20 protein-coding genes are annotated in these 19,040 nt (G+C 44.9%); 12 read left to right on the top strand and 8 right to left on the bottom strand.

Annotated features, from left to right (window positions below):
• Positions 1–234: 234 nt before the first annotated feature.
• Positions 235–1,041, top strand: a complete 807-nt coding sequence (locus tag IUA53_RS15575) for an ABC transporter ATP-binding protein (protein WP_044446352.1) — start codon at positions 235–237, stop codon at positions 1,039–1,041.
• Positions 1,025–2,221: an ABC transporter permease gene (locus IUA53_RS15570; RefSeq protein ID WP_044056231.1), complete on the top strand. Its 1,197-nt coding sequence runs from the start codon at positions 1,025–1,027 to the stop codon at positions 2,219–2,221. Before IUA53_RS15575 ends, IUA53_RS15570 begins: the two co-directional genes overlap by 17 nt.
• Positions 2,222–2,339: 118 nt before the next feature.
• Here the strand turns inward: IUA53_RS15570 and IUA53_RS15565 are convergent, their stop codons facing one another.
• Together IUA53_RS15565 and fliK are read right to left on the bottom strand one after the other, a co-directional pair.
• Positions 2,340–2,651 carry an EscU/YscU/HrcU family type III secretion system export apparatus switch protein gene (locus IUA53_RS15565; protein WP_044056232.1) on the bottom strand — a complete coding sequence of 104 codons (312 nt, stop codon included), beginning with the start codon at positions 2,649–2,651 and terminating at the stop codon, positions 2,340–2,342.
• The gene (gene fliK / locus IUA53_RS15560; RefSeq protein ID WP_196897386.1) at positions 2,648–5,047 is read right to left on the bottom strand and encodes a flagellar hook-length control protein FliK; all 2,400 of its coding nucleotides are present in this window, start codon (positions 5,045–5,047) and stop codon (positions 2,648–2,650) included. Before fliK ends, IUA53_RS15565 begins: the two co-directional genes overlap by 4 nt.
• Before the next feature lie 183 nt (positions 5,048–5,230).
• On the opposite strand from fliK, the gene ccmA reads away from it, so the two are divergent.
• The 10 genes from ccmA to IUA53_RS15510 are packed head-to-tail and all read left to right on the top strand — an operon-like array spanning position 5,231 to position 13,188.
• Positions 5,231–5,857 (top strand): cytochrome c biogenesis heme-transporting ATPase CcmA, encoded by a 627-nt coding sequence (ccmA, locus tag IUA53_RS15555; RefSeq protein ID WP_196897385.1) that lies wholly within the window; start codon positions 5,231–5,233, stop codon positions 5,855–5,857.
• Positions 5,854–6,522: a heme exporter protein CcmB gene (gene ccmB / locus IUA53_RS15550; protein ID WP_196897384.1), complete on the top strand. Its 669-nt coding sequence runs from the start codon at positions 5,854–5,856 to the stop codon at positions 6,520–6,522. The genes ccmA and ccmB overlap by 4 nt, the downstream gene beginning before the upstream one ends.
• Positions 6,522–7,268, top strand: a complete 747-nt coding sequence (locus IUA53_RS15545) for a heme ABC transporter permease (protein WP_196897383.1) — start codon at positions 6,522–6,524, stop codon at positions 7,266–7,268. The genes ccmB and IUA53_RS15545 overlap by 1 nt, the downstream gene beginning before the upstream one ends.
• Complete coding sequence (gene ccmD, locus IUA53_RS15540) at positions 7,265–7,489, top strand: heme exporter protein CcmD (RefSeq protein ID WP_438498890.1); 225 nt, start codon at positions 7,265–7,267, stop codon at positions 7,487–7,489. The genes IUA53_RS15545 and ccmD overlap by 4 nt, the downstream gene beginning before the upstream one ends.
• Positions 7,490–7,518: 29 nt before the next feature.
• Entirely contained in the window at positions 7,519–8,001 is a 483-nt protein-coding gene (gene ccmE, locus IUA53_RS15535) for a cytochrome c maturation protein CcmE (RefSeq protein WP_196897382.1), read from the top strand.
• Between the two features lies 1 nt (position 8,002).
• Positions 8,003–10,015, top strand: a complete 2,013-nt coding sequence (locus tag IUA53_RS15530) for a heme lyase CcmF/NrfE family subunit (RefSeq protein WP_196897381.1) — start codon at positions 8,003–8,005, stop codon at positions 10,013–10,015.
• A complete protein-coding gene (locus tag IUA53_RS15525; protein WP_196897380.1) occupies positions 10,012–10,614 on the top strand; it encodes a redoxin family protein in 603 nt (200 codons plus the stop codon). Before IUA53_RS15530 ends, IUA53_RS15525 begins: the two co-directional genes overlap by 4 nt.
• The gene (locus IUA53_RS15520) at positions 10,611–11,054 is read left to right on the top strand and encodes a cytochrome c-type biogenesis protein (RefSeq protein WP_196897379.1); all 444 of its coding nucleotides are present in this window, start codon (positions 10,611–10,613) and stop codon (positions 11,052–11,054) included. Before IUA53_RS15525 ends, IUA53_RS15520 begins: the two co-directional genes overlap by 4 nt.
• Positions 11,051–12,322, top strand: coding sequence for a c-type cytochrome biogenesis protein CcmI (gene ccmI / locus IUA53_RS15515; protein ID WP_196897378.1), 1,272 nt, complete (start codon positions 11,051–11,053; stop codon positions 12,320–12,322). Before IUA53_RS15520 ends, ccmI begins: the two co-directional genes overlap by 4 nt.
• Entirely contained in the window at positions 12,319–13,188 is an 870-nt protein-coding gene (locus IUA53_RS15510) for an MlaA family lipoprotein (RefSeq protein WP_196897377.1), read from the top strand. The genes ccmI and IUA53_RS15510 overlap by 4 nt, the downstream gene beginning before the upstream one ends.
• Positions 13,189–13,285: 97 nt before the next feature.
• On the opposite strand, the gene galE is transcribed toward IUA53_RS15510, so the two are convergent.
• The 6 genes from galE to IUA53_RS15480 form a co-directional block, all read right to left on the bottom strand.
• Positions 13,286–14,308, bottom strand: a complete 1,023-nt coding sequence (gene galE, locus IUA53_RS15505; protein ID WP_196897376.1) for a UDP-glucose 4-epimerase GalE — start codon at positions 14,306–14,308, stop codon at positions 13,286–13,288.
• Positions 14,305–14,607 carry a DUF6170 family protein gene (locus tag IUA53_RS15500; protein ID WP_196897375.1) on the bottom strand — a complete coding sequence of 101 codons (303 nt, stop codon included), beginning with the start codon at positions 14,605–14,607 and terminating at the stop codon, positions 14,305–14,307. The genes galE and IUA53_RS15500 overlap by 4 nt, the downstream gene beginning before the upstream one ends.
• An 81-nt stretch (positions 14,608–14,688) precedes the next feature.
• Complete coding sequence (locus IUA53_RS15495; protein WP_044056244.1) at positions 14,689–16,209, bottom strand: peptide MFS transporter; 1,521 nt, start codon at positions 16,207–16,209, stop codon at positions 14,689–14,691.
• 246 nt (positions 16,210–16,455) lie between these two features.
• Positions 16,456–17,574 carry a capsule biosynthesis protein gene (locus IUA53_RS15490; RefSeq protein WP_196897374.1) on the bottom strand — a complete coding sequence of 373 codons (1,119 nt, stop codon included), beginning with the start codon at positions 17,572–17,574 and terminating at the stop codon, positions 16,456–16,458.
• Between the two features lie 11 nt (positions 17,575–17,585).
• Positions 17,586–18,260 carry an ABC transporter ATP-binding protein gene (locus IUA53_RS15485; protein ID WP_044446363.1) on the bottom strand — a complete coding sequence of 225 codons (675 nt, stop codon included), beginning with the start codon at positions 18,258–18,260 and terminating at the stop codon, positions 17,586–17,588.
• Positions 18,257–19,036 carry an ABC transporter permease gene (locus IUA53_RS15480; RefSeq protein ID WP_196897373.1) on the bottom strand — a complete coding sequence of 260 codons (780 nt, stop codon included), beginning with the start codon at positions 19,034–19,036 and terminating at the stop codon, positions 18,257–18,259. Before IUA53_RS15480 ends, IUA53_RS15485 begins: the two co-directional genes overlap by 4 nt.
• Positions 19,037–19,040: the final 4 nt, after the last annotated feature.

Below are 19,040 nucleotides of genomic sequence, written 5' to 3'. Positions count from 1 at the left end.
AGGTTAGGATTCATTTGTCACTCAGAACATTTGCCAGGTTGTGTTTGTGTCTTCCACATACTTTTTAACACTTAATGTTTCAATAATTCTTGTGCCGGCAAAAAAAAGCAGGAATGCTGTAATAAAATCTAGGTGAGCAAGACTAATAACGAATATCACGCAGTACTTTTTGCAATGCGTACCTAGCTAACAACAAGATTGCTCAGTTTAATAATAATGATAGAGGGAAAGGGAATGATTGAAATATCAGGTCTCGCTAAGCGCTTTGCGGTGGAAAACCCAAAGAAGCTTAGTGAACAGGAAAAAAAAGATCCACGTTTAAAAGGGCGCTTTTTTAATTCGGTGCGAGATGTGTCTTTTTCATGTGGAAAAGGCGAAGTGTTAGGGTTGCTTGGGCCGAATGGAGCAGGGAAAACCACGACCTTGCGTATTCTATCAACTGCATTAAAACCCGATAGTGGGTCAGTGAGCATTGAAGGTGAAGATGTGCTGGCTAACCCATTAATTGCACGTAAAAAAATTGGCTTTTTATCCAGCTCTACTGGCTTATATGGACGCTTGTCAGGAAGAGAGAATATCGCTTACTTTGGCGAGCTACATGGCATTGATAAAAAGGTGATAGCAGAGCGAATTGATGAAATGGCAGATTTACTTGATATGCACAGTTTCCTTGATAGACGCGCTGAGAACTTCTCTTCTGGCATGAAACAAAAAACTTCCATTGCACGCGCGGTTATTCATGAGCCTGCACTCGTGGTGCTAGATGAGCCAACCACGGGGCTTGATATTATGGCAACGGGCACGGTCATGGAATTTATCCAACGTCTTAAAAATAAAGGCACGCCAGTTATCTTTTCTACGCACCATCTAGATGAAGTGCAGTTATTGTGTGACCGCGTTACCGTTATTAATCAAGGCAAAACGGTGTTCAACGACACACTTTCTAACTTCGGTGCCCTGTCTGATGGGCAAATGCATCAAAGCTTTTTGAAGACCTTATCAATGGACACGGGAGACGCAGACAATGTGGTTAATCTTTAAGAAGGAATTCAAAGAGCTATTGAGAGACAAAAAAACTATCATTTTTATGATTGGTTTACCTTTGTTATTTTTCCCTTTGATTTTTGGCGCAGTCATCTTTTTCATGAGTAACGCTGCAGATAAAGCAGAGAACGAGATATTAAAATACGCCATTGTGGGTGAAGCCTTTGCGCCAGAAATGGCTGCTCAGTTTTCCGCGCAACCCGACAAGTTCGAGCGTGTAGATATCGATAATTCCATTGACTATAAAGCGTTAATTAAATCGGAAACGGTTGATTTTGTTTTAGTGGTTCCAGAGGGTTTCAATAGTGAGGTGTTAACCTCGGGTCAGCATACGCTGAACCTTTATTTAAATGACGCTGGATTAAATCGCGTAGTGGGCAGGGTGTCAGAAATAGTCGATGTGTATATTGATGAATTTCAATCGACGGCGTTTGCGCAATTAGGCTTAAATGAAGATCAGCAAGCCGCGTTGCTTGCACCAATTGTACTAGAAAAACAAAACGTGGCAGACGACAGAGAGGTATGGGGTGAGCGCATTGGCGGCATGTTGCCTTATATTATCTTTATTTTATGCCTACAGGGCGCTATGGCTCCCGCTGCCGATTTAGGTGCAGGTGAAAAAGAAAGGGGAACTTTAGAGACCTTACTTATTTCACCTATGGATCGCTACAAGCTAGTCCTTGGGAAGTTTTTTACTATTAGTTGTGCGGGGCTGATCACCGCATTAATCACTGTGTCGTCCATGGCCATGTGGGGAATTGTGTTGTCACAAGGGATGGCGATAGAGTTTGTGGTTGAAATTATGTCGATGATTGGCATTATCGACTTCGTGCTTATCTTCCTCATGCTAATTCCTGTAGTCGCGATTTTTGCCGCCGTGCTTTTGTCGCTTTCCATTTATGCTCGGTCATTCAAAGAAGCCCAGAGTTATATGGGGTCTTTAATAATGGTAGTGATATTTCCTGTCATTATTGCATTGATGCCTGGCGTTGAACTCAAAGGCGGTTGGGTATGGGTACCTTTAACCAATGTTGCTTTGGCGATGAAAGAGTTATTTAAAGGCACAATGGATTATTTTGCATTGTTTGGCATTTTTACTTCTACTGCAGTCATCGCGGGCGCGCTTATTGCGTTTTGCGTTCACTGGTTCAATAAAGAAAAAGTGCTATTTAGGTAAGCCATCCTTAAAATATCATTGAGTAAGCCAGTGAGAAGCTTTGTATTTTCGCTGGCTTTTTATTGCGTCATGATTTTGATGCATTAGTACGTACACCTTAATACGCTCACCTTAACGCTTAGGCATGAAAATCGATGCGCTTTATAACGTCTTCCCACCCAGGGGGGACTTTTCCTTGAAGTACATAAGAGTAAGCAAGTAACTCGGCAATCACAAAATACAAGGATTCTGGAATATCTTGCCCTACATCAAGGTTACCAAGTACTTCACTTAAATAGGGGTCTTCATGCACAAGAACGCCAGTCTCGTGAGCCATGTCGATAATGGCTTGTGCTAAATCGCCATAGCCTTTAGACACCACCTTGGGTGCATTCTTTTTATCACTACTGTCATACTTTAAACCAATAGCGCGTTTTGCTTTATCACTCATACGCGAGTCTCAAAGATTGAATGTGGACGCGTGCTCAAGGTAGTTGGGATGCTCCCTTGTTGAAAGCTGGAAGAAGCGACTTCTAGCCCTAATTCGGCCAAGCGCTGTTTTAAATAAGGAAGCGTATCGCCAATGCGGGCCACTATGGTTTGGTTCGACGCATACAGATCAAGGGTAATGGTGTCGCCTTTAATCTTTGATTTGGCCAGCACTTCACCTATCTCACCAATATCTAATTTCATGGTCACATGCCACAAGCTTTGCTTGCCTCTATCTTTTCCTTTCGCGCCGTGGTGGTCTGGCTCACGTTGAATGAGCAGTTCTGGGGCAGCCGTATGCTGAGATACGGACGGCAAAATATAGTAAAAGTTGTCTTGCCCCTGAATGCGTGATTCTACCTGCGATACTTTATGCTGCTGGTGGTTCGCTAATAGGGTTTTCAAATTGTTGAGTATATTTGTGCGACTGTCCAAATTAGCAAAATCTTGCGCCACACGGCTGGTGGCACCCTGAGTATTCGTGGTTGCCCCTAACGTTCGGCTGATAATGCTGTCTGGTAAATCTATCTGAGCTTTTAGGCTTGGCTGACGTTGTAGTGCACGCCCGGCTAAGGATACTTGCAATAAGGCCACCAAGCCCTGAACGAAATTAGACGCGGCAATTGGACTATTCAACGTCGTTGGCGTGGCAAGTAATGCTGGGGATAACAACATGATTTGTATACGGCTAGCGAGGTTGGCATCCTGTTTAACCATGTCTGGGTGATTCGGGGTTGACGTGGAATTTTCAGAGTGTGTGTCTGCTACACTATTTGTCGCTTGGGGGCCGGACGATAAAGCATCTGATACCTTATTGGTGTCGTATTGAGCTTGCCCAGGCGAGCCTTGGCTAACCTGTGGTTTAGGTTTATTGACACTGCTTAAAAGCAAATTTGCCAGTTGACCAAGGGTGTGCTTAACACTTCTCTCTTGTGGAAGCGCTTTGGCATTCGTTGCGGCCGCTTCATCGGTTACTTCTTTCGCTGTTAATTCAGAATGCGCTGGCGTGATGGTCGCCTCAGTATGAGGGGGCAGAGCATTGGAGCGCGTGGCAGGTACCTTTGCATGCAATGAGTCAATATGTTGCCTCATCTTTGAGATAAAGCGTTGAGCATGGGGCGACAAGGTTTCTGAATTAGCGCTAGTATCTCCTTTACCGCTTAATACGCTGAGCAGCTGCGTTAATGCCTGCTGAGTGGAACCGGATTGACTCAATAAGGTGCGAGATACTGCTAAAATAGTTTGGTGAATGTCTGAACCCTTCAACTGCGTAGCGTTGCCAGTGGATGAAAGCGATTTACCAGTTATGTCGGGCTCAGTAATTGCACCATTATTTGTTTTATCCACGGGGGAGGGGGTTGCCAGAATTTGAGCGTTGGGCACCTTGTCAGACAAGGCTTTCTTAGAAAAAGAGGCGGTATCAAGTAACGCATTCGCCATATTTGATTGCAATACTCCCTGTAATGACGAAGGCAACGGCGCCTTTGCCAGTACGTTTGTGACCGCGCTTACGCTTTTCAACGTTTCCCCTTGTAGTGTCAGATGAGACGCTTGTTGAACGGTATTGCCTTGAGCAATTGGCGGTATATTGCGTGCGATGGTTGGCGGAAGCACAGTATTAGAGTGATTAAATGCGACGCCTTTATGTTTAAGAGCGCCTATTATCAAGCTTTGTAGATTCGCTTCCCCCGCTTTATTGGTCGTTCCGAGAGAAAGCGTACCGTTTATTGTTGTTTGACTACGTAAGGAAGATGTTTGCTCTTGTGGTGCTACCGTGACCTTTATGTTGCTATTGCCGTCACCGCTTATGCTGATATTGACTTTCTTACCAGGGGTAAACACCTCCGTGAGCAATGGGTTATTGGAGGCGTTTTGTCGTTCTACAGGCAGCGAAATGCGGCCACCTTTGGGCAGGTTTAGTGAAAGGCTAGCGTCATTTATTGATGAAACCGTCGCGGGAATCGTGGCAGCAACTTGGGTGCTTTTCACAATTAAACTGGCAAGCTCTTTACTAATAAGTGCTAGCTGTTGCGGGGTTTGAGGCGCTGATTGCGCTCCCGAGTTTTGCGTGCTTATGATGGCTGTTGGAGAGGTATTTGTCCCCTGATTGAGCACGGCAAGTTGCAAGGTGGCCGACTTAGGTAACGTTAATGACGGTGGCAGTTGGATATTCGCTACGGTTTGCTGGTGAGACTTAATAGCCAGAATGCTTTGTGGAAGCCTCGCAATGATGACCTCAGCAGCGGTTGTAAGGCGCGTAGCAAGGGAAAGCTGCCCAGCCACATTTGCGGTCGATGGCGCTGCCTGCCCAGAGGGCTGGGTAATTTGCGAAAGAATGAAAGAAAGTTGAGATGTCATAGGTCATATATCGGCACGATATCGGCGAAGTTTAGTTGAGTCAGGAGAATCTTCATCACTGCCTGCGTGCGTTATCCTTGTCCTTGAAGTAAATCATATTTAATCGATTTTCGCGACTGCGAAATTTACCGTGTGTGGTAAACTAGCGCGGATTTGAATAGTGACTGAAGATGAGGAGTGCGTTTGTCCGGTTTACGTATATCTGGGCTTACCTGCGTAAAGCGGGATCGCGTGTTGTTCGAGGCATTAAATTTCCAACTGATGCCTGGCGAGCTCTTATATTTGCGCGGGCCAAACGGGGCAGGAAAAACAAGCCTGTTACGTATCATTACTGGGTTAAGCGAGCCTGAATCGGGAGAGGTCTGTTATGACGATATGCCCATTGCTTCGTCGCATTCCTTTTTAAGCGCACTGATATACTTAGGTCACAAAGCGGGTTTGAACGGCGCTTTGTCGGCTATGGATAACTTGCAGTTTTGGTTAGCGCAACACGGCACTGAAGTTTCTCCTAGCGGTATTTACGCCGTTTTAGAAACCTTGGGGCTAGTGGGCTTGGAAGACATCCCGGTTCGACTACTGTCGGCAGGCCAGCAGCGACGCGTAGCGCTAAGCCGTTTATGGCTGAAGCCAGCAAAAATATGGGTGTTAGACGAACCTTTTACCGCACTCGATATAGCAGGTATTGCATGGCTTGAAAGGCAATTTAAGCAGCATGTAGATAACGGGGGCATGATAATTACAACCTCGCATCAGCCCTTGTCAGAAAACGCAGGAAAGCATTCCACATTAGATTTGGAGTATCGCTTTTGAAGCACTTATTACTAGGTATCGCTCGCCGGGATGTGCGTATTGCCTTTCAGCAGAAAGCAGAGTTAGTGCAACCCATTATGTTTTTACTCATGGTGGTTACCCTCTTTCCTCTTGGTGTCAGCCCAGCGCCAGAAACCCTTCAGCGCATTGGGCCAGGGGTTATTTGGATTGCGGCTATTTTGTCGTCATTATTAAGCATGGACAGATTGTTTCGAGAAGATTTCAATGATGGTTCATTGGAACAATACATGTTGTCAGGTATGCCGCTAAGTGGCGTGGCCGCAGTCAAAGTGCTTGTTCACTGGCTGATTAGTTTTCTTCCTTTGCTGGTATTATCCCCGTTATTGGCGATGTTTTTGAACTTAACCCTTGATATGTACGTTGCGCTTATCGCCACATTAATCTTGGGCACGCCCTTACTGTCATTTGTTGGCGCGATTGCCGTAGGGTTAACCGTTGGGCTTCAACGGGGAGGGCTTTTGCTTGCGCTGCTATTGATTCCGGTGTTTATTCCCTTATTAATCTTCGCAACGTCGGCGGTAGATTCCGCTGCACTGCACTTACCTTATTACTCCCAACTTGCTATTATAGGCGCCATGCTGTTGTTGGCAGCGGCCTCAGCGCCATTTGCCATAGCTTATTCTTTAAAAGTGAGTCAAAACTGATGTGGAAGTGGTTACATCCCTACGCGAAGACAGAAAATGCTTACCAGTTGTGTTTAACCTTACAACCTTGGCTATGGGGCTGCGCGCTCGTGTGCTTGATCGTAGGCACCGTTTGGGGGCTTGCCTTCGCGCCGCAGGATTACCAACAAGGTGATTCATTTCGAATTATTTATATTCACGTACCCAGTGCCATTTTATCAATGAGCACTTACATAGCCATGGCAGTCGCGGCGCTAGTGGGCATGGTGTGGCAATGGCGAACCGCGTATATGGCGATGATAGCAATGGCGCCAGTGGGGGCGGTGATGACATTCATCGCGTTGTTTACAGGCGCTGCATGGGGGAAACCCATGTGGGGTGCTTGGTGGGTATGGGACGCAAGGCTGACCTCAGAATTAATACTGTTATTTTTATACATAGGGGTTATCGCGCTTTATGGTGCCTTTGAAGATAAGCAACAAGGGGGTAAAGCAGCGGGTATCATGGCGCTAGTGGGAGTGGTCAATATTCCTATTATTCATTACTCGGTTGAGTGGTGGAATACACTGCATCAAGGCGCCACTATCAGTAAATTCGACAGCCCGTCAATTGCCCCTGAAATGTTGTGGCCATTGCTTATTAATTTAGCTGGGTTCGCGTTTTTTATTGCTGCGGTGACCACCGTCAGGCTTCGTAGCGAAATTGTTTTACGAGAAATGCATAGGCCTTGGGTAAAACGCCTTGCAGATGAATCAGGAGTAGCATGATGCAGTTTGATTCTTTTTCATCGTTCCTTCATATGGGGGGCTACGCCTTTTACGTGTGGCTATCGTTCGCCGTCAGTTTCGGTGTCATGGCAGTGTTAGTTTTTGCCAGCTACCGGCAACATAGGTCCCATCTGAAATCGGTAGTTTTAGAGCAAGAACGTTTGCAGCGAATTAAACGCGCTAAAAAAAATGCCGCTGTTTCAGTATCCCATGATCGTTAGTTTTATCAGATATTAAGTGAGTGAGTTTCATGAATCCAAGAAGAAAGCAGCGCTTGGCCGCCGTTGGAACCATCGTGGTATTAGTAGGTGCTGCCATAGGTTTAATGCTATACGCATTGAACGATAGCATCGACCTCTTCTATACACCTAGCGAAATCATTGACGGCAAAAATGGTCAAAAACCACAGATAGGCCAACGCTTGCGAATTGGTGGAATGGTAGTGCCGGGTAGTGTTAGTCGTGACAATGAAAGTTTAGCGGTCACGTTCAAACTTATGGATACTGGGCCTACAGTGACCGTGTCTTACAAGGGTATTCTGCCTGACCTGTTTAGAGAAGGTCAGGGCATTGTTGCCACTGGAGTCTTAACTGACTCATCGCACATTGAAGCTCAAGAAGTGTTGGCGAAACATGATGAGGAATATATGCCCCCTGAACTCGCTGAAAAAATGAAAGGAATAAAGCACGTTAAGCCAGAAAATATGCCAAAGTACGATACTGAGGGGCGATAGTATGGTTCCAGAAATTGGTAATATTTCTCTCACGTTAGCCTTAGTTGTGTCTATCCTGCTGGCAATTTATCCGCTTTGGGGCGCGCAACGTCAACACGAAAATTTAATGGCTACAGCAAAGCCATTAGCAATTGGGTTGTTTCTGTTTACGCTTATCGCTTATATATGTTTAACCTATGCCTTCGTGAACGACGATTTTAGTGTGGCTTATGTCGCGCAGCATTCTAATAGTAAATTACCTATATACTACAAAATAACGGCGGTATGGGGTGGCCATGAAGGCTCTTTCCTGTTGTGGGTATTAATGCTTTCTATCTGGACGGTGGCCGTTGCTATTTTTAGCAAAGGTATTCCGCTCGCTATGGTTGCAAGAGTGCTTTCTGTACTCGGCATGGTAGGTATCGGGTTTTATCTTTTCATGCTGCTTACCTCCAATCCCTTCGACAGCATGCTTCCGTTTTTCCCCGTTGACGGCCGTGATCTAAATCCTTTACTTCAGGATTTTGGCATGATCATCCACCCTCCCATGCTTTACATGGGATATGTAGGGTTTTCGGTAGCATTTGCATTTGCTATTTCAGCGCTGATTTCTGGTCAGCTTGATTCTACGTGGGCACGCTGGTCACGACCTTGGGTGATTGCCGCGTGGGCCTTTCTCACTGTGGGTATTGCATTAGGTAGCTGGTGGGCATACTACGAACTTGGCTGGGGCGGATGGTGGTTCTGGGACCCAGTAGAAAATGCCTCTTTTATGCCCTGGCTTGTGGGTACTGCATTAATGCATTCGTTGGCTGTTACTGAAAAACGCAAGGCGTTTAAGTCGTGGACAGTATTATTGGCTATTGCTGCCTTCAGTTTAAGTCTGTTAGGTACATTTTTAGTACGTTCAGGGGTGATTGTATCGGTGCACTCGTTTGCCAGTGATCCCACCCGAGGTTTGTTTATTCTGGGTATCCTCATTGTACTATGCGGGTTTGGTTTGTTGCTTTACGCATTACGCGCATCGTCGTTGAAAAGCCCCGGTAGTTACAACGCGTTTTCTCGTGAAGTCATGTTAATGGGGAATAACGTATTTTTATGTGCCGCTACCATAGTGGTGCTATTGGGTACGCTATTACCTTTAGTGCACAAAGAACTGGGGTTAGGCAGTATTTCTGTTGGCGCGCCTTTCTTTAATCAAATGTTTACATTACTTATCGTGCCGTTCGTATTGATGTTGGGGTTAGGCCCGCTTACTCGTTGGAAACAACAACGAGTTTCTGCTCTAAAGAATCAAATGCTTATTGCTTCTGGTTTGGCGATAAGTGCCGGCCTTTTAGTTAACTTTGCCTACGACACTCCAAGTTATATGGGGATACTAGGCATGATACTGGTATTTTGGATTTTGGTCACAACGGTGCAAGAAGTTCTGCAACGGCTATCGGCATTACCCGCGGATACAGGGGCAATGTCGAAACTTCGCTCGCTAACTCCCAGTCACTGGGGCATGGTATTAGGCCATGTTGGGTTTGCCATTAGTATTATTGGTATTACTCTGGTGTCAAACTATGAATCAGAACGTGATGTACGTATGGAAGTAGGCGAGACCGTGTCTTTAGGCGGGTATGATTTCACATTTGTTGATGTTCTTGATGTTAATGGGCCTAACTACACCGCTGATGCCGGTGTCTTTGATGTCACTCAAAACGGTGAGCCTGTAGCGAGATTAACACCTGAAAAGCGCCTTTATACGGTTCAGCGCATGCCCATGACAGAGGCGGCTATCCATTCAACCATTAGCCGTGATTTGTTCATTGCTATGGGAGAGCCTTTAGACGATGGCGCTTGGGCTATTCGAATTTATATTAAACCCTTTGTGGTGTGGCTATGGGCGGGTGCTGTGGTGATGGCAATAGGGGGAATTTGCTCTATTTCTGACAAACGCTATCGAATGGCAAAAGCGAAAAAAGTAAAGGCGACATTAGCAAAAATTGTCAAATCGAGTAGCCCCTCTACGCAAGGAGAAGCGCCATGAAAAAAGCGCCACTGGTTATTATTCCACTTGTGATGTTTAGTTTACTTGTTGTGTTTCTATTTAAAGGGCTTTTTTCCGACCCTAGAGCGCTTGACTCTCAAGTTAAGGGAAAGTTACTGCCGCCATTTTCTTTGCCAGATTTAATGCAGCCAGAGTTAATTTATGAACCCGCTGATTTAAAAGGCGAAGTGACTATCCTTAATGTTTGGGGCGTATGGTGCGTGACGTGTGCGGTGGAAATGCCGTATTTAACGCAATTAAAGGAAGAAGAGAATGTGCGCATAGTGGGGTTGTATTTTGATCAGGATTTAGATCCCGATTTTGGTACAAAAACGCTGACGCGGGTGCAACAAGAAGTGACAGATATGCTTAGCCGATATGGCAACCCTTATGCGTTTAATATTTTCGACGTGTATCGCGACACCTCTTTAGATTTAGGGGTCACAGGCGCACCTGAGCATTTTGTTATAGATGCCCATGGTATTATTCGTATGCATCATATTGGCGATATTAATGAACGCGTATGGTCGTCAAAAATTGGTCCCCTGTATCGTGCACTGGTGGCTGAGGCTAAACAAAATAGGGAAGGTGGTGAATGAGGTCTACGCTCTTTTTTTTGTTACTTTTCATGTGTGCTGCTTCGTTTGCCGCAGAAGATAATTTTTCTTTCGACACACCTGAGCAGCGAGCTCAGTTTTTATCACTGACAAGTGAACTTCGCTGCCCGATGTGTCAAAACCAAAACATTGCTGACAGCGACGCGATGATTGCCCACGACATGCGGCGCAAGGTTTACACTCTGCTAAAGCAGGGTAAGTCCGAACAAGACGTGATTGATTACATGAAAGCACGTTATGGTGACTTTGTTCACTATAAACCGCCTATTACAATCGCCACTTTTTGGCTATGGGCAGCGCCAGTGTTGTTCGTTTTATTGGCTTTTATTTTCATTGTTAGACGCAAAAAGAACGAAAAAACAGAGGATTTTCAGGCCAAACTGGCTAAGGCGGATGCTTTGTTGGAGCAAGAAAAAGAATGATGTGGTCTGAATTTTACCTCGTCGTATCAGGGTTAATGACTCTGATACTGCTCATTGTCGCCTTTCCTTGGTTGCGCAGTAAAAATCATGCAAAAGCCGATAGCTTAAGCAATACACAAATTGTTAAACAGCGACTGCAAGAACTGGATCGTGAAGAACGAGAAGGGCTTATTTCTGCCGGCGATAAAGCGCAAGCGGTCGATGAGCTAAAAGTGGCCCTGGTGGATGAGTCGGCGTTCGCTTCGCAAAAAACAGGTACTGCATGGTTACCCTTGGCGGTGGGGGCAACAATCGCTATTGCCACTGCAGTGAGTGTTTATGCTCACGTAAATCAATTGGCAAAAGTGAAGCAAGCGAGTGATGCTATGGCCGCACTGCCTAAATTGAGCCAACAATTAGCTGCCGGCAACGGCAGTAATCTTTCTCAGCAGGATATGATTAATCTTGCTTTAGCACTTAGACAGCAAATACGCTCTGTGCCCGAAGACGACAGTGGTTGGATGGTTTTTGGGCGATTAATGTTGAGTTTGGGGCAAGAAGTTCAAGCCATTGAAGCTATCGAGCGTGCAGTTAACTTAGCCCCAGATAAAAAGGCAAATGTGATCTCGTTAGCGCAGGCGCTGATGACAACAGGTGATGTAAACAATTTATCTCGTGCACAGGGTATTCTAGCGAATCTACTTCAAGAGAATGCTGAAAATGATAATTTAGCCCTTATGATGGCGGTGGTCTCAGCGCAGTTAGGTGACTTAGAAAATACGGTGACTTATTACAATCAAGTGAAAAGTAAATTGCCGCAAGACAGTGAATTGGTGCAAAACTTGGTTAGTCGTATTGCTGAGCTGGAAGGGCAAGTAGAAAAAGTGGCATTTAGCCAGCGTGGTGATCAGGCTGTGGCTGATACTGGACGAGGGAATACGGCTTTTTTAATTACGATAGACTTGTCTAAAGCGGCGAGGGCTTCACTACCGTCAAAAGGCTTTTTGGTTGTATTTGCACAAGATGCTGATTCGCAAAATCGTATGCCAGCGGCAGTAGTGAAACAACCTTTATCATCGTTTCCACTTACCGTTAACTTAACCGTTGAAAATGCCATGATGCCGCAATTTACACTCGATAGCCTCGAGAACGTTAAGCTAACCGCACGTATTTCAGAAGATGAAAATGTGGCTGTGGCCGCTGGTGAGTGGGAAGGCAGTGTTCAGTCTAAAGTGAGTAAAGGTCGAAATACTGCGATAAGTATTACCATTAATAAGGAACTACAGTGAACAAATTAGCAAAATGGGTTGTGGTCAGTGGATTTGCTCTCACCAGTATATTGAGTGGTTGCGCTACAAATAATGCCAATCAACAAAGCGACAACGCCCAGCAAGAAGTGGTTGATACCTCGGATCCGAGAGATCCATTAGAGTCGGTTAACCGACTAATGTGGGATTTCAACTGGGAAGTGCTAGACGCTTATTTTCTTCGCCCAGTAACGGTAGGTTACGTCACTGTTATGCCTCAGTTCGCTCGTACCGGCCTGCTCAACGCTGCAGAAAACCTGCAAGAGCCTGCCAATATGATGAACAATATGCTACAAGGTAAGTTTGATGAAGGAATGGATAGCTTAGCCCGTTTTGTGTTGAACTCAACGATAGGCTTGTTGGGCACAATTGATGTGGCGGACAAGCTCGGAATTACCTCTCAAGAAGAAGAATTTGGTGAAACCTTAGGAACAATGGGCGTGGGTACAGGCCCTTTCTTAATGCTTCCTGCATTGGGCCCTAATGATCCTCGCAGTTTCTCTGGCGAGGTGGTTGACGGCATGGTTTATCCTATGGCAGTGATTGATGGCAACTTAGCCATTGCTCGATACCTTATTTCACTGCTTGAAACTCGCGCTGCCCTCATTGAGCAGGAGCAACAAATTGAACAATCAATAGATGACTATGCCTTTGTGAAAAACGCTTATTTTGAGAATTTAGCGTTTAAGGTCACCGATGGAAAAAGCGGTGATAAAGCCATCGACGAGGAACAACTAGACGATTTCGCTGAGTTTGAAGCTATGTTGGACTACGAGGAAGTAGAGGAAGAGACTGAGAAATCGATTGATGAAGAGACGACAGAAGAAGCGGTAGAGCCACAGCCTTAATATTAAGTCCATTCATTTCTTATGCAAAAAAAAGCCCTTTCAGCTGTGCTGAAAGGGCTTTTTTAATGGGGCTAACCTAATAATGAACCGCTAGGTGTTAATCTTTCGGGTAACCCTGAGGATTGTTTGATTGCCAATGCCAAGTGTCTGCACACATGGCATCTAGGCCTTTATCTGCGTGCCAGTTCAACTCAGTTGCTGCTTTTGTTGGGTCGGCATAACAGGCAGCAATATCGCCGTTTCGGCGAGGAGCAATGGTATAGGGAATGTCTTTGCCAGAAGCTTGTTCAAAGGCTTTTACCATTTCGAGCACAGAATAACCTTGCCCTGTACCTAAATTGTATTTATCTAGCCCCATATTCAATGAAAGACGGTCTAATGCTTTTAAATGGCCGTTAGCGAGATCTTCTACATGGATATAATCTCTTACTCCTGTGCCATCGGGGGTGTCATAGTCATCACCAAATACACTTAAACGCTGCAATTTACCGGTTGCTACTTGTGAAATGAATGGCATTAAGTTATTCGGGATACCGTTGGGATCTTCACCTATTTGGCCAGATTCGTGGGCACCCACAGGGTTGAAATAACGTAATAGTACAATATTCCATTGATTATCAGAGTTATAAAGGTCGGCCAGTACGTGCTCAACCATCAATTTTGACATGCCATAGGGATTCGTGGGTTGCCCTGTTGCCATGTCTTCTCGAAGTGGCAGAGACGCAGGGTCACCATACACAGTCGCAGATGAACTAAACACAATATTTTTAACGTTGTGTTTTTGCATGGCGTTACACAAGGTAAGTGTACCGTAAACGTTGTTTTCATAATACGCTAACGGCTTTTGAACAGATTCGCCTACCGCTTTAAGCCCAGCAAAATGAATAACCGCAAATATGTCATTATCGCTGAAAATGCCATCTAATACTGCCATATCACGAATATCGGCTTGTACGAAGGCCACCGACTTTCCGGTCAGTGCTTCTACCCGTCGCAGTGATTCTGCACTGGCGTTAGACAAGTTATCCAACACCACAACCCCGTATCCTTGTTCAAGAAGTTGCAGTACTGTGTGACTGCCAATATAGCCGGCTCCGCCGGTCACTAAGATGGTTTTCATGCATTTTCCTTTTCTGGTGCTGGCGCTAGGTACTTAGCGCTCATTGAATTTTGTATCGGTTTCACAAGCAAGGGGTAAAGTAAAAAAACAAGAAGTGCCCATAGCAGCGAGGTCCAATTCGATGCGGTTTGAAGAATAAGAGCAAACACGGGCACAATAACGAGCAATTTGAGTACATTTAACAGGGTTTTCTCTGGCACAGTAAGCTTCTTTGCCGCTTGGTCTAAACGCTTAACCCGCTCAGCCAAAGGGAGCCCTTTTAGTGCTGGAATATGACGTGTTGAAAAGTAAAAATTCATAAGTTGCTCTAAATAAAAAACCGCCGAAACGAAGCGTTTACGGCGGTTATTGTAGGGGATTGTGAAAACAGTTGAAACTGTTTATGCCTTTTCTTCGATACCGGATTTTTCCCAATGGCGTGATTTAAGGCTTAGCAACGCGATAATGATACCAATAGCGATACTAAACAACGCGATTTGGAGATATAGATTAGGCATTTCGTTGACATTCTCTGGGTCAAAATTACCAGAAAGTAGACCCGCGATAATATTACCGATTGAGTATGTAAGTACGAAAATCCCCATCATTTGGCCAGCAAAGCGCTTAGGCGACAATTTGCTGACCGCACTTAATGCAACAGGGCTTAAGCACAGCTCACCAACAGTGTGTAAGAAATAGGTAGTCACTAGCCACATAGGCGCGACTTTAAGACCCTGAGCAGCGTACTGAGAGGCCATAAACATAACTAAGAAGCCGCTTGCCATAATCACAATACCGATAGCACACTTTAGTGTGTATGAGGGGTCTATCATGCGTTTAGCAAGGTTTATCCAAAGCGCAGCAAAAAATGGCGACAGAATGACGATAAACAGCGAGTTTGACAACTGGAACCAAACGGTAGGAATGGCTGTCATGCCAAACCACGACGTTAGGAAAGATCCGCCCTCTAAAACCCTATCTGTATAGTTTTGTGCAAAGAGGTTTAAAGAGGAGCCAGCTTGCTCGAAGCCAGACCAAAAACAAGCAGAAGCGATACAAACAAGTAAAAGTGCCCATAAGCGCTTTTTCTCATTATCGGTTAGTTGGCCTTTGAAATAAATGAAGCCGAAGTAAGCGAAAAATACCGTGGTAAATAAGATAGCCACTTTTTGAGCAAGGGCCACAGGTTCAATTACAATGGTTCCCATATGTGCAAGAACGATCACGACCACCGCCGCGACGACGACCGCACTAACCGCCATCCAAGCTCTTTTGCGGGCTTCACCTACAAACGGGTTAGCAGGTTCAACAGATTTAGGGTCGAGCGTATTATTGGTAAAGTGGTACTGGATTAACCCAAATGCCATCCCTACCGCGGCTGCACCAAAGGCGTAATGCCAGCCCCAATCTTCCTGAAGATAGCCAGTAACAAAATAAGCGATAAGCGAACCAATATTGATACCCATATAGTAAAGGGCATAGCCACTGTCTCGACGGGTGTCTTCTTCACTATATTGCTGGCCTACCATGGCCGAGATATTAGGTTTCAGCAACCCCGTGCCGGTAGCAACAAGAATAAGACCAACAAAGAAGAGGTTTTGTAGGTCGATGGCAAGGACGATATGGCCAGCAAATATAATGATGCCTCCATACCATACCGCTCGCTTACCGCCAATCAAACGGTCAGCCAACCAACCGCCAGGTAAGCCTAAGAAGTATACCGCGCCAGTATATAAGCCATAAATAGCTCCCGCGGTGGCAACGGTTAAGCCTAACCCTTGAGTTTGCAAACTTGCTGTCATGAACAAGACCAGTAGCGCACGCATACCGTAATAGCTCATTCGTTCCCACATTTCTGTGAAAAATAGTGTCTTAAGGCCTCCTGGATGGCCAAAGAAACTAGAATCGTTAGATGGTTTCATATTTTTATTTATTCCATATTGAGTATGGTTATTATTGTAGCGCGCGTATCCCATGGCTCAGTAATCTACTGTTAGAAATTACTCCCTATGGGCTCGCTTAGGCTACCTATCCATGAATGCTTATACTAGAGCGAACGCGAAGACACAAGATTTGGTCGATAATCTGGGGAAATGATGTGCCAACCGGCCAAATATTGAACATTTTTGGCCGGCTGGTGAGCTCAGGTAGGGGGCACCTATTGCGCTTTACAATTCGCGAACGGTGGCGACAACGATGCGCACAATGCCGTAAAGAAGCAGCAAAATAACGCCAAATAAAATCAAATTATAAGTGACTTTAGGGTAGGCGTTATCGTCGGGCAAGGTAGGGGACTCTATGGTCACCAGATGTTGTAATTTTTGATAAGCTTCCACGCGCGCATTTTCAAGGGTGATTAATGACGACGAGTAAGCTTGAATCGCTAACTGTAACTGCACTTGTAAATTACTGTATTGTGCCATTAACTCACTCACAGAAAGCGTTTCACCTTGGCCGTCAGCGGTGCTAATGCGCTCTTTTTGCTTTTCGACTTCTTCTTGTAAGGCGGTTATTTCACGTCTTATATTGATAATTTCGGGTGCCATGTTAGACATCATGGTAGACATGGTACTGAGCTCGGCTTTTTTCTGTGCAAGCGTTGCTTCTAAAGAGAAGGCGATTTGCTGGAACGCAGCACCTTCAGCTGTAGGGTCTAACACATTATATTTAGCTTGAAAGCCAAGAATATCTGTTTTGGCTTGTTGTAGCTTTTGCTCAACAATCTCATGCTCACCTTTTGCAAATGTTAGCTTAGATTTAGCCAGATCGTTGTTGATATTATTTATAAACTCTTCAGCTTTTTTGACGATAGCTTGGTTTATTTTTAATGCAAATTCAGGTGTGAAGGCACGAGTGCGCAGAGAAATCACTGATGAAGCTGAATCAACACTAACCTCAATGTGACTGAGATAGAATTGATAAAAGTCTTCTTTTCTATGATTTTCAGACAAGCCGCTGAACATGTCAGCTTCGTCTGACATATAATGCCCACGTAAACCTATGGTTTCGTCGAGGTATTCAATCATATCGGCCGATTGTATGTAGGCTTCCACCAATTGACTATCGTTTGTCACACCCGTACTGCCCATGCCTGCAGTGGCAAGTAACGATGAGGGGTCGAAGCTACTGCCACCATCACTAGATTTAACAATCAATTGACTGTGGCTTTCGTATTGGGGCGCTGCCCAAATAATCAGATAAAAAGCATATGAAAGCCAAGGAAGAACAAGCAAAAGTGTTTTGTGTTTCTTCAGAAGAGCATTCAATTGGGTAAGGGATTTTTCCACGTTTAATAAACCTATTTTAACGACTTTTTGTTATCTGCATCCTGCGTGTAAACGTCGATGCCTTCTTCTAAATCTTCGTAATAATGTAATTTGCCATCGTCTATGATTACCGCAGAGGTACAAAACTCGCGAATTTGATCAAGCTCGTGACTCACCATAATAACGCCAGCCTCTTCACTTTTTTCTTTCAGTGAAAGCCGCGCTTTTTTGCGGAACAGAGGGTCGCCCACTGAGGTAGCTTCGTCAATTAAATAAATATCAAAACCGACATTCATACAACACGCGAACACCAGTTTGGCGCGCATACCGGAAGAATAGTTTTTCACTGGCAAGTCGAAGCGTTTATCTAATTCGGCGAAAGCCTGTACTTTTTCTTCATACTCCGCAATAGAAGTGACATTATTGATTCGACCAATAAAGCGGGTGTTTTCTCGCCCGGTCATTTGAGGGTGAATACCCGTTTGAAGAGCAACGGGCCAAGACATCGCTTTGTTGGTTAACACTCGCCCTCTATCAGGATATTCACTCTTCGCCAGCATGCGAAAAAGGGTAGATTTACCCGCTCCGTTTTTACCTAAAATAGCGACGTTATTTTCGGTAGGGAAATTAAAATTTAAATTTCTGAAAATGTACTGTGGCCCCATCTTGCTGGGGTAGCTTTTTGTTAAATTTTCTAATTTGATCATCGCGATAGCACCCGTTTCCAAGTTATATGGTACATAGCTAAGCTTAAAAACACCGTTGCAATTGTGACTTCAACAATGAATGCCATAGATACACCTTTGTCGCCGTATGATTCGAAACAAGCATAACGTGCTAGTTCGTTGAAATGCACCAAAGGGTTCCATGTTAAGTAAGGCCAAAACTTCTCGGGAAAATCCTGCAAACTAAAAAATACACACGAAATAAACATCAAAGGGCGGGTAAGCATGGATTTGATTTTGTCAACTTCAGGGACGAACGCGGCGGCAATCGCGAATATTAACCCCAAAGAAATTGAAAAAATCCACAGAAGTGCGAACAGCGATATTAAGAGGAGAGGGTCATGAATAGCAAAGCCCTCGCCAATCAAATAAAGTGCTAGCGCAAGTAAGGCAACCACTATGACTTTTATCGAAAACTCTAAAAAGCCAGCGGTAAGAATGGCGGATATGGGCTGCACTTGCCTAAAGGCATACAGGGGCTTATTACGCTTAATGGAAGTCGACACCGACTGTAAACAGGTGGTTAGCGACTGTAACCCCATAAGCCCAATCATCATAAAGATAAACAGTGGTACAGAATGTACATCCCCTGGGCTTAAAATACTTCTAAAGAAAGACAACGCAAATATGAAAACAAAAGGCTCGAGAAATGCCCAGCCCAGGCCAAATTTGTCGTTAAATTTACTTTGTAGTTCACGAAGGAAAAGTGCAAATATTACACTTCTCCATGCGTAAAGTTGTGCTTTAAAGGTGACCATATCA

The organism is Alteromonas sp. B31-7, assembly GCF_015767655.1.
Lineage (GTDB): Bacteria > Pseudomonadota > Gammaproteobacteria > Enterobacterales > Alteromonadaceae > Alteromonas > Alteromonas australica.
This window is presented reverse-complemented; position numbering and strand designations above follow the sequence as displayed.